We start from the raw sequence: 15766 nt of genomic DNA on the forward strand, positions 1-15766 counted from the left end.
TCATGCAGCGGGTTGGTGTGGAAGAAGGGCAGCGTAAAGGCTCTCGTAGAGTGTGACTCCGCGGCGCTGCAAGCTCCGCAGGTATCTAGCCTCGTCGTAAGGGGTGTTTTCTTTCCAACAGCGGAAAATGATTCGCAACCACTTGAAGGCGACCATTCGAATCGCGGCGAATTTGCTCTTTCCATTGCTCAACTGGTCTTCGTAGAGAAGCCTCGCCCAATCACAGAAGCGGATCGAGCATTTGGCAAACTCGATGATGCTTTGGTGGAGGAAGATCGGTCGCGCTCTGCGAAAATGAACGGTTTGTGTCTTTCCGCTTTGCTTGCGCACGGGCGCCACCCCGCTCCAGCACTGCAACTGGCCCGCCTCCGTCCAGTTCTCTCGCCGCGTGCCGAAAAAGGCCGCCACGCGCGGTGCCAGCACCGCTCCGGCTCCCGGCAGCGTGTCAAAGATTGTCCTGTGGCTGTATTGCTGGAAGGTGTTTGAAATTCGGGCGTCAAACTGGGCAATCGACGCTTGCACAGCGGCGATTTGCCGGAGCAGACACTGCATTTTGAGTTCCAAGGCGTTAAGGATCGCTGGATCATCGGTCAGGCTTGCGGCGCTTTTGATCGCATCCAGACGTTGCTGGATTTTTTCTTCCGATCGGCTGTTATGCTTGTAGAAGAAGGCGCGCAGAGCGCTCGGCTTGGCGCGTCGCAAGCTGGCCAGGTTGGGCCACCGGCGCAAAAACTCAAGTGCCATGGGACCTTCCAGTTGCTCCCCGACCAAATCCAAAGCCAGAGGATAGTAGCTCTTGAGGGTGGATGTGAGTTGGTTCATGCAAGCGGTTCTTTCATCCACAAAACCTCGTCGCGCTTCGACCTCCAGGCGCAACTGGCGTGTGATTGCGTCCTCTGGTTGCAGCGGACGCAAACGATCATGGTGTTTGGCTCCCAATTCGCAGAGCAGATCCGCGTCACGAGGATCGGATTTGGCTCCGCTGATTGTGAAGGCCCGGCGGAAGTCAGCCAGACTGCGTGGATTGACCGGGTAGATGACCACAAAGTCATACTTCATCAGCGCGTAGATGACCGGTCCTCGGGCCTGTTCGATGCAAACGCCCAGCTGGGCTTGCGAATGTTCCGTGTGCAGTTTCAGGAAGAAGGCGTCCAGCGATGCCGGCTTTTGATCGACGAAATGACGCGACAAAGCGCCGGCATTTGGAGCCTGCACCACCAGGCAGTGCTCCTTGTCTGCCCAATCCAGGCCGATCCAAACCACCGGTTTGACCGGTGCATTTTCGATTGCTTTGTTCGATTCAGAGTTGCTTTGCATCTTTATTGTTCTCCGTGCAGTTTGTTTGAAGCGCCACGCGCAACCTTGCTCCAGCGAAAGCCTTATAGAGGGCCGTTTGGTCGGCAACCTCTGAGTATTCGTCAAAGAGCAAGGCGCAGGGCTGGGAGCGAAAGTCTCTCCCGATTCGTCGAGCGACATGGGTGGGGTGATTCGTCTTCCCGGCCCGCGCGTGGCGCTTCTGTTGAAGAAAAAATCCATCTTGTTCACAACTCGGAAATTTCCCGGCGCGAAAGTTGTTCACATCGGCTGCGGCAAGCTGATCCAAAGGCTTCCTCGCCGATATTGAATAACTTTCGGAACAGCTATAAGGGTGCGCTGATTCCTTCTACAGCGTGACGTCGTTCCCAAGCTCAAACGCGCCTCCTCTCCCCAGCCCTCTCCTCCGCTCGGAGCGGAAGAGAGGGAGTTGAATGGGGCTTTACACGCAGATCAGGGCGCTCGTTTTCAGGCTGATTTTCTCCCCTCGCCTGCGACGCAGGAGCGGGAGAAGAACAGGGGGAGAGGGTGCTCTGATTCGTTCTACAGCGTGACGTCGTTCCCAAGCTCAAACGCTCCTCCTCTCCCCGGCCCTCTCCTCCGCTCGGAGCGGAAGAGAGGGAGTTGAATGGGGCTTTACACGCAAACAGGGCGCTCGTTTTCAGGCTGATTTCGGGAGCGTAAATTTGATCGCGTTTGCTGCACCCGGGACGGGGCACTCCGGGAATCTCGCGCCTGGGATGGTCCATATCGGGCACCGCAACGCGCGAGAACCCTGCCTGGAAAAGGGGGAACGGCCGGCTTGGATCAAGGTCGCTGCGCCCGGGGACGAGCGGACTCCTGCTCAGAAGTCTGTTCCACGGGAATCTCCAGCGTAAACGTCGCTCCCCTGCCCTGCCCTTCACTGGCCGCGCTCAAGCGCCCGCCCAGCTCCTTGGCTGCAATCGCCGCGCTGTGCAATCCAAAGCCGTGCCCATTTTTGCGAGTGGTAAACCCGTGGGAGAACAGGCGTTTCATGCTTTCGGGCGAGATGCCCACGCCGTTGTCCGCTACCTCGATCACGACAGCACTTTTGCCATTCGGCTGGATTTTCACCGTCACCTGTTTGTGCTCAGCCGGACCTTCATCGCACGCGTACTTGGCGTTGTGCAACAGGTTCACAAGGATCTGCAGAACCTTGTGGCGGTCAGCGAGGACGAGGGGCGCTGACTGAAATTCGCGCACGAGATGAACCTGATGCCGCGCAAAAGCACCCGCATGCATCTTAATCGCGCTCTCCACAAGCTCGCGGGGATCAACCTTCTCCAACACGCCGGAAACCCGCGCGTATGTTTGCTGCATCGCAACGATCTCTTTGATGTGTTCCACGTTCTCGCCGAGATCCTTCACTTCCGTGAGCAATTCCTGTCGCTGATGGTCCAGGTGCGTCGCCAGTTTCTCGAGGTAATCGGGCACGCGGCGCAACGGATCGTCCGCGGCCAGTTCCACGCCCAGGTTGGCCGTGCGGCGAGTCAGGAGTTCAGCGGCTTTGTTGACGTTGTTGATCTGCCAGCCCTGCAGGCGGCTGATCAACAGCCCGCTCGAAACATTCACGCTATTGAGCACGTTCCCCACGTTGTGCAGCACGCTCGACGCAACCTCCGCCTGCCCCGCCTGGCGCGACGCCACCATCAATTGCCTGTGGATCGCTTCGACCTCCACTTCCATCCGCTTGCGTTCCTCGATCTCGATTTCGAGTCGATTCTTCTGCTCGCCAAGTTCGGCATGAAGCTGGATGCGCTCCTGGATCTCCTTCTGCAGTTCGCCCGTGCTGCGCTGAAGATCTTCCTCCGTGCGTTTGCGGGTTTCGATCTCGTCCCGCAACTCCCGGGTGCGCAGATCAACGCGGCGGCGCAACGCCGTGATCCAGACAGAGGACAGCACCAGGAACAGGGTCATCGCGCCCATTGCCAGCAACGTATGCTGCAGCGTCCACCACGCAGGTCGGCTCAACACTACCAAATCGGATGGCGAATTCAGGAAGAGTTCGAAGGGCTGAGGTGAATTGGAATGATTCGCGTGGCCTGCCAGCAGGGAATACAGCCCGGAGATTCTGACCTGGCTTCCCATCGGCACAAGCGGCAGGAATCCTGACTGGTTGTTGAGCCGCGCGGTGAAGGTGTGGGAATCAGCCTGCAATTCCAGCAGGTAATCCGATTGATTGGTGCGAATGTTCAACAGCGTTGCCTGAACGGCGACCAGGGTCGAATCATGCGCGCGATTCAGCAGGTCGTCGCCCGCGAGATCCTGGAACTCCGGCAACGGACACCTGCCGGCAGCCTTCACCAAACTCTGGCGCATCACTGGCGCAAACCCTTCCGTTTCTGGAAAACCAACCACCTCCACGAGATCGCCCACCGAAAACTCCTGTCCCGCCCGGGCAACGAAACGCATGCCGTTGGTCCCATCCATGATGTAGCCCATTCCATCCCGAACGTGCACAACCTGCCCATGGGTTCGCACCCGGTACAGGGAAGCTGCATTGGGATCGAAGAGGAACAGATCCGCGATGCTGCGGCCAGGCGTGGTGAAGGGATCGGCCGGGGCGGAATCTTCAACCGTGATTTGGGCGGGTGACGTGACCTGGAGCAGAACGCGTTGCAGCTGGCGTTGTGATCCCGAAAACGCGCGGACAGTGCCGCGAACACGAATCACGGAATCGAGAAGTTGCGTCAGGTCGCCGCCGGCCGCATCGAAAACTCGCGCCGTGACTTCGCCGCCGCGCACGCCCAGGATCAATTCGGGACCGTTGACGCGCAGAACCACGCCCTGCAGTTCTATCCATTGCGAATCCAGGCTGCCGTTCATGAGACGACTCCAATCCGGACGCAACGGTTCCGGCATCTGGCCCGGCCCAAGAACAGTTCGCTGGCGATAGGTGACGACGGGTGAAAATGCGCCGCGCGATGAATAGCCTTCGAAATCACACAAATCGCCCACGCGCAGAGGCTGCGGTTTGTTGTTCACACATGACACGTAAATGCCTTCTGCATCACCCTGAACATGCGCGCGCAGGCCGCCGGGAAATACGAAGGTGACAACCCCCTGGAATTTCAGCGGATACGATTGCGTCACCTCCTCCGGTTTGAGACGCCGAATTTGTTCGATGGTCGTGAGCGTCGGCAGCGCGCCCCGCTGGAGCGGCTCCGGCTGCGCATCCTGACGCACAGCTACGTGCGACATTCCAGGCGCAAGCATCCACCCGGCCATTCGCCCCCCGCTGGGTGACGATACCGCCCGGCACAGTCCCGTGATTCGGACACGGCGGTTCAGGAGCGCGGAGGCAGCGTCCGCGGCGGCATTGGCGATGATGACTTGAATCCGGCCGGTTTCGGCGGTGACTTCAAGATGCAGGCGGCCTTCGAATGCCCCCGCGTGCCTGACAAAGCCCTCGATTTCTGCCCAAACCGATTCAGGACGATTATTCCAAAGCTGCCCCGGCACGATCCTTGTCGGCCCGGCCAGCGCTCCGCCGCCAAGCACTTCAATTTTTGTCTCGGACGGTTGCTCCAGTTCGAAGCGAAGGCTGTCATCGGCCCGCATTTCAAAAACATATTCGCCGGGGTCAACGACATCCAGGAATCCGGAGAACCGCAGCACGAAATTGGAAGCCGCCGAGGCGACGTTTACGTCAAATTCGCTCGTGATACCAGCGCTGGAAGGCGACGTCAGTTCCCAGCCGTTGGTGACGTTGGCAAAGGCGGCATACTGAAACCCTGATTTCCATGTGCCCGTGGTTTCATCTCGACGCTTCAGGAACGCGGACGGGATATTGGTGAGCTCCTGGCCGGGCAGTTGCACCTTCACACTCAGATTCATCGGACCGTCGAGTTGCCGGTAGAGCAGCGTGAAGGGATGCTTGCCTGTGTCCAGAAACACGCGACAGCGGTCGAGACCTCCGCGCGTGTTGTGGGGTTGATCGATCAATTGGGAAGACCCGAGGATTACCCGTCCATCGCCAACCACGGCTTTTCCGCGAAGAGAAACGAGGGAGCCGGTCTCGATATGCGGCGGGAGCATGGGAGCTTCAATCCAGAGACAACCGGACGAATCCTGGACAGCCAGCGCTCCATGGACAGCATCGACGCCTAGGACTGTTGCCGTGAGATGGATCGGGACGAGTTCCTTTACCTGGGAATTGGCGAGTGCGTGAACGTCCGAAATCGCGGCGATCTCCTCGGCGACTGGAGCGGCCATGAGCGGAGCCGATGCAGCCGTGGTGAAAAGAACCGCGACTGCGCTCACTCCGAGGTTGCAAAGGCGGATCAGAACAGGCATCCCGTGCTTATCGGTGCCGCCGCGGCCGGGCTTGAAAGAAAGAAATGTTGCGGGAGATGCGGAGGGACGCCGCTATACCCAATCACGCGATCCGTTTACGTCAAAGCGATGTTCGAGCGAGTCCATTCGCCGGCGGATCTCCTGCGGCCGTATTTCCCCGGAGCATTTTTTTCAATCCTCTTTGCAGAATTTAACAATGCTCCAGATGGGAGCTGGATGATACAAAACACACAATCAGTTGAACCAAAACCCGGAATAAGCGTTTTTAACGCTTATTCCATCCAAGGAAACATATGACGTTCAAACGTGCGGTGCGGTATTCGGCAGCGGCAATCGCGTTGGCGGCGGCAACTACTCCAGTCTCATCGGCGCCCTTCGCCGGTTCTGCCCGTGAAGATTTCAATTATCCAGCCGGAACTGCCATCACGACCACCACGGCTTTGAACGGCGGCACAGGGTGGAACCCGGCCGGCAATTCAGGCCAGGCGAACACCACAAGCTGGGGCGCCACGGTCCCGAACAATGCGAGCGGCAATGGAATCAGCGTGGCGGCGGGAAGCCTTTCGTATGCCGGTCTCCTTACAAGCGGCGGCAGGGCTCTTGTTGATGCCACAGGCGCAACGACCGCCATCGGCCGCCTGTTTGGCGAGAATGTTGATTCCGGCACCTTCTACTTCAGCTTCCTGATGTCGAAAACAGTGGAGACGGAACGAACCTTGAACGTTTCGTTCTTCAGCCACGCAGACGGCACTGGCACGCCGAACGAACGATTCGCGATTGGCCAGATCGGCGGCGGCGCGAATGACAGCGATGGGAACTTTGCGGTGTTGGTGAGTAATTCCGGGACGGATAACGGTCTGCGTCTGGCGGCCACGCCGATTGACCTAGGGCTCGATACAGCCCATCTGGTTGTCGGACGCCTTGATTTCAACGTTTCTGGAATTACCGATCGTTTGTCGTTGTTCATCGATCCGAGCCTCGACGCCGAGCCGGCAACGCCGTATTTAACTGTTGAGACTGACTTTCAGGTTCTGCGCGGCTTCCGCATGTTTGCCGGCGGCTCATCCGCGCCGTTCACACCCGCCGCGCAAGGGGCGTTTGACGAGTTCAATTTTGGAACATCCTGGGCGGCGGTAACGCCCGTTCCGGAGCCCGGAACTTTCACGATCCTTGGCTTCGGCGTATTTGCACTGCTCGCCATGCGCCGCCGGAATTAGCAAGCGCGGACCCGAACCTCATTCCTGTCGACGCGCCGATTTCCCGGCGCGTCGATGACCAGTCGAATAGCGGAAGCCGCACTAAGTGCGAGCCCGTTTGCGTGCAAGTTCCTTGATTAGGCGGTCGAACGGCAATGTGTTTACCACATCAGCCTTCGTCAGCCCCCCTTTCCGCGCCACATTAGCGCCCAGGCGCAGGAACCCAACATCTTCGAACCGGTGCGCGTCGCAGTTGATCACGCACTTCACTTTTCTTGAGCGGGCATAAGGCCAATGCCGCCAATCCATGTCGAGCCGATCGGGCGAAGCGTTGAGTTCAATCCACGTGCCCGTTTCCGCGCACGCATCGATCACGGCCTGCACATTCACCTTCTGGGGCTCGCGGGCGAGCAGCAGGCGGCCCGTTACATGGCCCAGCATGTGAACGTATCGATTCTCGGCCGCACGGATAATTCGCCTCGTGTTCTCCGCCTCGTCGAGCGCCAGCCGCTGATGCGCACTTGCCACTACAACGTCGAGTTCCGCAAGCAGGTCGTCAGGAAAATCGAGACGGCCCTCTGACAGGATGTCCACCTCGGTTCCGCTCAGCAGCCGGAAATCGATTCCCTCGTTCGCCATCCGCTCGTTGATCGAGCGCACTTCCCGAATTTGTTTTCGCAAGCGAGCCGCGTCCAGGCCGTTCGCCTGGATCGAAGATTTCGAATGATCCGTGATCCCCCAATAGGAAAGTCCCATTTCCATCATGGCCTTGACGATTTGTTCCAGGCTCAGCACGCCGTCGCTCCAGTCCGAGTGGTTGTGCAACGAGCCCCGCAAGTCGCTCCATTCGATCAGGCGCGGAAGCGGTCCTTCCTCGGCAATGCTGAATTCGCCGCAGTCCTCCCGCATCTCCGGTGGAATGGAGTGCAGGCCAAGTTCCTGGAACACCTCCTCCTCCGTGTTGCAGCGCACGAGCAGCTTGGGATCGCGCGTCTCCTCGCTCGAACGGAACAGACCATATTCGTTCAGCCGCAACCCGCGTTCGATGGCGCGCTGCCGCATGACGATGTTGTGCTCCTTGCTGCCAGTGAAATAAAGCAACGCAAACGGAAATTCCGCGTCAGTGACGACGCGCAGGTCGGCCTGTATTCCCCCTTCGACAATGACGCTGGCTTTCGTGGGGCCTTTTGCGAGAACGTTCAAGGTTCCTTCCCGCGCGGCGAAAAACTCGATGATGCTCGCAGGGTCCTTTGAAGAAACCACGAAGTCCATGTCGCCGATCACTTCGCGATTGCGACGCAGGCTCCCCGCGGTGCTGCATCGAATGACGCGAGGATGCGCGCGCAAGTCGTCAAGGATTGATGCCGCCACCAGCAGCGCGTCACTCAGGAGGTGCTTCGACGCGTAGGCCCGCCGGCGCGTGATCCCTTCGCAAATATTGAGAGCTGTCTTCTCACCGAAACCCTTCAGCTTTCCCACCCGTCCGTCTTTGCAAGCCGACTCGAGTTTATCCACGGAATCGACGCCAAGCTGTTCGTAGAGCACCTTGATCTTCTTTGGACCGACGCCAGGCACCTGCATCATTTCGAGCAGCCCGGGTGGAACCGACGCCTTGAGGTTCTCGTAATACGGGAGGCGCCCTGTTGTGACAAGTTCCGCGATCTTTTTCTGCAGCGCGTCACCGATTCCAGCGAGGTCGCCGAGGCGATTTTCGGAGACAATCTTTTCGATGGGTTCAGTGAGTCCTTCAAGAACCCTCGCGCCGTTGAAATACGCCTTTGTCTTGAAGGGATTCTCTCCTTTCAATTCGAGCAATGTGCCAATCTGGTTGAGAACGTCAGCAACCTGATATTTATCCATGGCGCCCAATATGCGATGGCGCCCAGGGAGTTCCAAGCGGGGATACAGCAGACTTGGAACTTTGCACTGCCCTTGCGAGGATTCTTCGACGATGGCGGCCGGGAATCGCAGCGCGCCAGAAACAGAATCAAATGGCATGAGAAAGAATCAGCGGCGACGCATGCAGGTGGCACTAACCATTGCCGGCTCTGATAGTGGCGGCGGCGCGGGGATCCAGGCTGACCTGAAAACCTTCGCGGCGCTAGGCGTGCATGGGACGACGGCAATCACCTGCCTGACTGCGCAGAATCCTGCGGGCGTCGCCGCCGTCGAAGCCGCGTCACCTCACCTGGTGCATCAGCAGATGAAGGCGGTCTTCGCCGAACTGCCGCCTGCGGCTGTCAAGACAGGCATGCTGTTCTCTGCCGAAATCATCAGAACCGTGGTGGAGTTCTTCCAATCAGGAGAACGTCCGCCGCTCGTGGTTGACCCAGTGATGGTCTCGACTTCAGGTGCGCGTCTGCTCCAGGAATCCGCAATTGAATTTCTGGTGGAGCGACTGCTTCCGCTTGCGACGCTCGTCACTCCGAACCTCGATGAAGCGCAACTCCTGGTCGAAGGCGAGCTGAAATCGATTGAAGACCTGCGCGCGGCGGCACGGTTCATCTACGAGCGCTGTGGATGCGCGGTGCTGGTGAAAGGCGGTCACCTGCGCGGTGGCAAAGAGGCGGCGGACATTTATTACGATGGGAAGACGGAACTCCTTCTTGCGGCGCCTTTCGTGCGGGGCGTCAGCACACACGGAACGGGGTGCACGTATTCCGCGGCGATCACCGCCCACGTCGCGCGCGGTGCAAACCTGCCGACGGCGGTTCAACTCGCGAAGCAATACATAAGCGCCGCCATCGCACAGAGCCGCAAGGTGGCTCGGCACTCAGTGCTCGACCACTGTGTTTGACCGTTCGCCCGCCTCGCTCACCGCTCCGGAATGCGCAGCGTCGTGAGCGAAAACGGCTCAATCGTAAACGAGAACTGAGCTGATATCCCCGAAAGCCCCGAGGTCTTTGGAGCAACGTTTTCGGGGCGCTCCAATGTGTTCTCTGCTTCGAGGCTGGAATGCGCAAGCGTTGTAACGGTTGCCTTCGATCCCAGCTTCCCGGCACCCGCCAACTCGATGGATACAGGCATGGCGGTGGCAAACGGGTTCACAAGTTGCATCACAACTTCGCGGGCGCGATTGTCCCGGCCGGCAACAGCGTAGAAGGACGCTGTTGATTTCGTGTTCACATCGTGCAGCAGCTTGCCGTCGAGGTAGGCTTTGATTCTTCTTGCAATCGCTTCTATGCGGATGTCATACCAGCGGTTGTTGTCGATTCTCCCCTGCACGCGCTGTTCCGTGACCGAGTCGCCCTGCAGGCCGTGCTCCGTGTTGCGCCAGCCGCCGAGGTTCCACCACGTGGGATTCTCAATGCCCGGTGTCTGGAAGAGGATCAGGAATCCCTCGTCGCCACCGACCTTTCGTGCCTTCAACGTCAACGTATAATCCTTCCACGAAGGATCTCCGACAACTGCACGGATGTCCTCGCCGCCCGCGCGCTGGCGAAGCACTCCATCCGCGGCGACCCAATCGCCGCCGGACGTTTGCCATCCATCAAGTCCGCGGCTGAAATCGCCCTCAAACAAAATGCGCCCGTCCGCTGCCGTCACCTTGATGTCCTTGTACTCCGCCTGCGTGTTCCACGTTCCCACACCGATCATCCCCGCGGGCGCACTTTCCAACGTTGGCGCTTCGAGCGTGACGGGCAGGACGACATCGGGAAGGTTGCGTCCGAATTGCGCCTGCACATGATAGGACGGCGTCAGTGCGAGCCGGGAGTTGTCGAACCAGATCAAGTTCGGGTGCCATTGCGAGCGGCCGATCTTCCCGAGCAACGGAGCATACGACGCCATGATTACGACATCGGAATTCTTCAACAACCCTGTCATGTAAGCCGCCTCAGCGAGACCCGCGCGAAGATTGTTGCGCTTCGCCCTGCCGTCGTGCGCTGCGAATTCACCGACAAAGATCTTTGGGCCGTTGCGATCGAAGTTCGCATAACGATCCACGTTGTTGAACAGCCAGGTGGGTGGAACGTAGTAGTGTTCATCAACCACATCCGCAGGCGTGCCCGTGCGGAACTTCTCCCACGCGAAATGCCAATGCTGATCGCTCGCAGCCGGGCCGGAACTGCTGATGATCTGAATCTCCGGATATTTGTCGCGGATGGCTTTGTGAAATAGTTGATAGCGATCGAAGTAAACCTGCTGCCATTGCTCGTTGCCCACGGCGAGATGCTTCATGTGGAACGGCTTCGCATGGCCCATGGCTGCGCGGCGGGCGCCCCACGGGCTGGACGCCGGGCCGTTCGCAAATTCAATCAAATCGAGCGCGTCCTGAATCCACGGCCCAAGCTCATCCATGGGCACCACTGGACCTCGCCGGGCCTGGCAGCTCATGCCGCAATTCACCACAGGCACAGGCTCCGCTCCAATGTCTTCACAGAATTGAAAATACTCAAAGAACCCCAACCCGAACGTTTGGTGATACTGCGGCGACTGGCCGTTCTGCCAAAGGTTATAGTTCTGCTTGCGCTCAGCAACGTCGCCAATCGTGTCCTTCCATCGATACGCATTCTCACAATCGCGTCCTTCCACGATGCAGCCGCCCGGGAAGCGCAGGAACCCGGGCTTCAGGTCCGCAAACGCCTGGGCGAGGTCAGGCCGCAGCCCGTTCTCTCTGTTCTTGAACGTCTTTTGGGGAAACAGCGAGACCATGTCGATATCAACCGTTCCGGGGCGCGTCGTCGCAACTGCAATGCGCGCGCTCGTGACATCCCGATTGCCGGTGAACTTCACTTCGTATTTTTTCCAGGCCGTGGTGAGTTCCTTGATCGTTTGTTTCGTCAGAATTTCCCCCGCCGAATCCTCAAGCCAGACCTGCAGGCCGTTGGAGTCTCCGGCGCGAATGCGCGCGTAAACGCTGAAGCGATAGCCGTCGCCATCGCGGATCACGATCCCATCAAACCCGGCATTCGCCGCGCCGAAACCCGCGCGCGCCGCGTGCAGACGAAGGAATGCCGGGTTGTTTGCGTTGAGCGGCATCTCGGATTCCACCGTCAGCCGGCCCTTCGCGCCATCCTTCGTCGATTCGAACCATGAATACATCGGATTGGCGTGTTCGAAGGAACGGTTCTGCACCAGTTCGGCGTAAAGTCCGCCATCGGCAGCGTAGTTGATGTCCTCGAAAAACAACCCGTGCATGGTGCGCGCCACGGGCTTTCCCGGCTCATCCAGACGCACCGTCAGACGCACGGAATTGTTGGTGTCCGCTCCGCAGGTTGTTGCAATTGTCGAAAGGAGGGCAACGACACGGAGAACAGGATTCGCAAAAGTGTGCAGCATTCGGGGTTCAGGTCGGATCATAGAATCGGGAGGACAACGCTCACGGGTTTGCAGATTCCACGCTGGCGGACGGGGCGGTGAACTGCACTCGCGGCCAGCCATCCACCCACTGCAAGGGATGCAGCGAAAATGTGGGCGCGCCGCGGCGCGAGCCATCGTAATAATGGCATCCAAACCAATGGGTGCCATTCTCAACAAAAATGCCTGCGTGACCCGGCCCAATGAACTGGTCCGCCGTCTTCAGCACCAGGGTGCCACCGCCATCAGCGAGGTCCTTGCCGTCCGCGTCAACATACGGACCAGTGATCCGATCGCTTTTCCCAACGCGGATTTCATAGGTACTGTTGACGCCGCGGCAGCAAATTCCCCAGTTCACAAACAGGTAATAGGCATCGCCGTGCCGATGAATGAAAGGCGCCTCTATCTCCGAAGTGCGCGCGAGTGAATACAGCGCGGAATCGGGCGCGATCCGCTTTCCTGTCTTTGGATCCAATTCGATCATTTTGATTCCGCTCCAAAACGACCCGAACGACATCCACACTTTTCCATCTTTGTCCTGGATCAATGCGGGATCAATGGCGTTGAAGCGATTCGTTGAAAACGAGCGCATCACGACGCCGCGATCGGACCATTTGAACGATGGATCATCAGGGTCAAGCGCAGGATTCGTTGCGAGGGCGATCACCGAGTGATTCTTGCCGAAGCTGGAAACCGAATAGTAGAGGTGATACTCGCCGTTGAGATGGATGATGTCGGGCGCCCAGAAATGCGAATTGCGATTCTCGGGAACTTCGCTGCTCACCCACTCAGGCGGATCGGTAAACACCCGCGGACCGGGCAGCCAGTTCACGAGGTTCGTGGAGTAATATGACATCACGCCGCGTCCCGTGTGAAACACCCAATAGCGATCCTTGTCCTTGATGATTGTCGAAGGATCGTGGGCTCGCACGCGGCGGCTGTCCGTCGCGAATTGGCGTCCGGCCGGATTCGAATTGGCCGACGGCGCGTTCGACGCAGTTTGAGCTGACGCGGAAGCCGCGAACACAAGTGCTGCGATGGTTGCAATCCGAAACGATTGCTCGACCGCCACACACAAGCTCCGCACGTAATGGATCTTCAAGGAAGGCATCGAGCCAATCAGACGAGACGCATGCATTCAAGTTACAGCGGCTAGCGCACCGGGATGCGTATCACCGATAACGAACGAGCGGGGCTGTCGTAACGAAATCTTGGCCCGTTCACAGTCACCGACGCGGTTCTCGGCGCAATGCGATTCGGCTCGTCCAGGGTGTTTACTGCGTCACCCGACTCGCCCGTCAAAACGGTCGCCCGCGCACCCGCGCGCACCTGCGCCAGGCCGTCGAGATGGACCTGCAAGGGGTTCACCTGTTCCCCCGGATTGACAACCTTCAGGATGATATCGCCGGCTTTCTCGTCCCGGGTGGCACTCGCGTACAGCCTCTGCGTCTTGACTGGCGGGAGCTCAATGCTGTGAACGAGTGAGTCATCGAGGAAGCAATCCACCTGCGAACCTTTCAGCTGAACACGAATGTCGTACCAGCGATCGGGTTCAATCGAACCTGGAACCTGAGCCTTCAAGTGATCCTGCTGGCCGAGGCGGTGTTGCAGGCTGTGAAAGCGGTTTCCAAAACTCCCCAGGTTCCAGACGATGCAGTTTTCGCTGTCAACCTGGCGGACCGTGATGAGAAATCCTTCCGCGCCGCGGTTTTTCCTGGCCTGCACGTTCAGCGTGTAATCCCGCCAATCTGTTTTGCCCGCGGAAATCGCGGCGGGCGCGCGAGTTTCAGTCTGCTGCAGGACGCCATCGCGAACCCGCCATTGTCCGCGGTTTGTAGACCAGCCCGCCGTGTCGTCAGAAAAATCAGATTTAAGAAGTGTATCTCCGTTCGCGGTGACCGCGAGATTCCGAAACTCAGCCGCAGTGTTGAACGTGCCGAGTGCGATCCCCCCCACGGGGTTTGAGTTCACATCGACACCCACCAACTTCACTGGCAACACCATCTCGCCCCGATTCACGCTGAACAACTGCTGCACGTAATAATTGGGCGTCGGCTGCACGCGCAGATTGTCCGCCCAAATCAAATTGGGCGTCCATTGCCATGCATCCACATGGCCGAACAACGGAGCGTAGGAAGACATGGTCACCACATCCGCATTCCGCTCAAGGCCCGTCATGTACGCAGCTTCCGCGATCGCACATTCAAGATTGTTCCTGTTGTCGGGACTCACGATGGCAACACTTTGTCCTGCGTATTCACCCATGAAAATTTTCGGTCCGTTGCGGTCGTAATTGTCGTAGCGGTTTGCATTCGCCAGGAACCAGATCGGATTGCCGTAGCAATGCTCGTCAATGATGTCGACCTTCAGTTCAGCGAGCTTCGGCGCCAGGTAAACGTAGCGATCATCGGCGGGCGACGGGCCTGCTCCGGCAATGAGTTGGATTTGGGGATACTTGGCCTTGATCGCCTTTGCGAAGATGGGATACCGCTCGACAAATTGCGGGCCCCATTGTTCGTTGCCGATGCCTAGCATCTTGAGATTAAAAGGTTCAGGATGTCCCATGGCCGCACGCTTTGCACCCCACGTGCTGGTAACCGGGCCGTTCGCGAACTCGATCAGATCCAGCGCGTCCTGAACGTACGGATCGAGTTGATCGAGGGGGACGAGTTGCCCCGTGTTGAACTGGCAGGCCATGCCGCAATTGAGGATGGGCATCGGCTCCGCGCCAATGTCTTCGGCAACCTGGAAGAACTCGAAGAAGCCCAGCCCGAACGACTGGAAATAATCGGGTGTGGGACGATGCCGAAATTCATAGTTCCAACGATTGATGATCAATTTGCGTTCCTCCACGGGCCCGATCGTGGTCTTCCACTGGTATCGCTTTTCGAGGTCGCTGCCTTCAACAATGCAGCCGCCGGGGAATCGCAGGAAACTGGGCTTGAGGTCCGCAAGCATCTGAACCATGTCGGCACGCAGTCCGTTTTTGCGGCCCTTCCAGGTCTTCTGCGGAAATAATGAGACCATGTCGAAATCCACAGCGCCGCCGCCGTCCACGGTCACGATGAGATGTCCCTTTTGGACGGTGGAATTCGGCGTCAGCACCACAGTTTGCCTGGACCACGCGTTCGTCGCAGCCGCCAGTTGCGCGGAAGCGACCACCTTGCCATTTTCGTCTGCGAGTTCGACGCGAATCGCCGGAGCATTGCTCACCGCCCGAATCTGCGCTGAAAAATCATAGGCATCCCCCTGTTTTAGGCCGATGCCGCGGAATCCCTCGTTCGCTATTGAGGCGCGACCGCCCGAGGGGATCAGCCGCAGGTAATGGGGATTTGCCGCTGAAAAAGGATTAGTGTCCTGGATTTCAGCTGATCCACTTATCTTGCGCCAGGCCATCATGCTGTCCGGAAATTCAAACGAGCGATTCTTCACCAGCTCCGCATAAAGGCCGCCGTCGGCGCCGAAATTGATGTCCTCGAAAAACACTCCGTACATCGTCTCGCTGATCCGTGCGCCTGGACGGTCAACACTAACCGTGAGTGTGGGAACATCGGCTGCGGTTGCGTGCGGAAGACCAACCGCAACCGCAATGGCTGCCATGAACAGCTTGGGGTAGTTCATCATAGGGTCTGGAATCAATG

General features: G+C 58.6%; 8 protein-coding genes. 2 read left to right on the forward strand and 6 right to left on the reverse strand.

All coding sequences use genetic code 11. The features are described 5' to 3' along the window. On the reverse strand, nucleotides 1-1317 hold the full coding sequence (locus VEH04_03085) for an IS110 family transposase (protein HYG21741.1): 1317 nt from the start codon (nucleotides 1315-1317) through the stop codon (nucleotides 1-3). An 804-nt stretch (nucleotides 1318-2121) separates the two neighbouring features. Then, the gene (locus tag VEH04_03090) at nucleotides 2122-5631 is read right to left on the reverse strand and encodes an ATP-binding protein (GenBank protein ID HYG21742.1); all 3510 of its coding nucleotides are present in this window, start codon (nucleotides 5629-5631) and stop codon (nucleotides 2122-2124) included. Between the two features lie 293 nt (nucleotides 5632-5924). On the opposite strand from VEH04_03090, the gene VEH04_03095 reads away from it, so the two are divergent. Next, the gene (locus tag VEH04_03095; GenBank protein HYG21743.1) at nucleotides 5925-6848 is read left to right on the forward strand and encodes a PEP-CTERM sorting domain-containing protein; all 924 of its coding nucleotides are present in this window, start codon (nucleotides 5925-5927) and stop codon (nucleotides 6846-6848) included. 81 nt (nucleotides 6849-6929) lie between these two features. Here the strand turns inward: VEH04_03095 and polX are convergent, their stop codons facing one another. Beyond that, complete coding sequence (gene polX / locus VEH04_03100) at nucleotides 6930-8687, reverse strand: DNA polymerase/3'-5' exonuclease PolX (protein HYG21744.1); 1758 nt, start codon at nucleotides 8685-8687, stop codon at nucleotides 6930-6932. Between the two features lie 136 nt (nucleotides 8688-8823). Here polX and thiD point away from each other — a divergent pair, with 136 nt between their 5' ends. Next, entirely contained in the window at nucleotides 8824-9624 is an 801-nt protein-coding gene (gene thiD, locus VEH04_03105) for a bifunctional hydroxymethylpyrimidine kinase/phosphomethylpyrimidine kinase (protein ID HYG21745.1), read from the forward strand. 17 nt (nucleotides 9625-9641) lie between these two features. Here thiD and VEH04_03110 read toward each other — a convergent pair whose 3' ends face one another. From VEH04_03110 to VEH04_03120, 3 genes are read right to left on the reverse strand one after another with little or no spacing between them, the layout of a single operon-like run. Next, a complete protein-coding gene (locus tag VEH04_03110; GenBank protein HYG21746.1) occupies nucleotides 9642-12107 on the reverse strand; it encodes an alpha-L-arabinofuranosidase C-terminal domain-containing protein in 2466 nt (821 codons plus the stop codon). Between the two features lie 40 nt (nucleotides 12108-12147). Next, on the reverse strand, nucleotides 12148-13236 hold the full coding sequence (locus tag VEH04_03115) for an arabinan endo-1,5-alpha-L-arabinosidase (GenBank protein HYG21747.1): 1089 nt from the start codon (nucleotides 13234-13236) through the stop codon (nucleotides 12148-12150). A 41-nt stretch (nucleotides 13237-13277) separates the two neighbouring features. After that, entirely contained in the window at nucleotides 13278-15749 is a 2472-nt protein-coding gene (locus VEH04_03120; protein ID HYG21748.1) for an alpha-L-arabinofuranosidase C-terminal domain-containing protein, read from the reverse strand. Nucleotides 15750-15766: the final 17 nt, after the last annotated feature.

It is taken from the genome of Verrucomicrobiia bacterium, assembly GCA_035629175.1.
In the GTDB taxonomy this organism is placed as follows: Bacteria; Verrucomicrobiota; Verrucomicrobiia; order Limisphaerales; family DASXHY01; genus DASXHY01.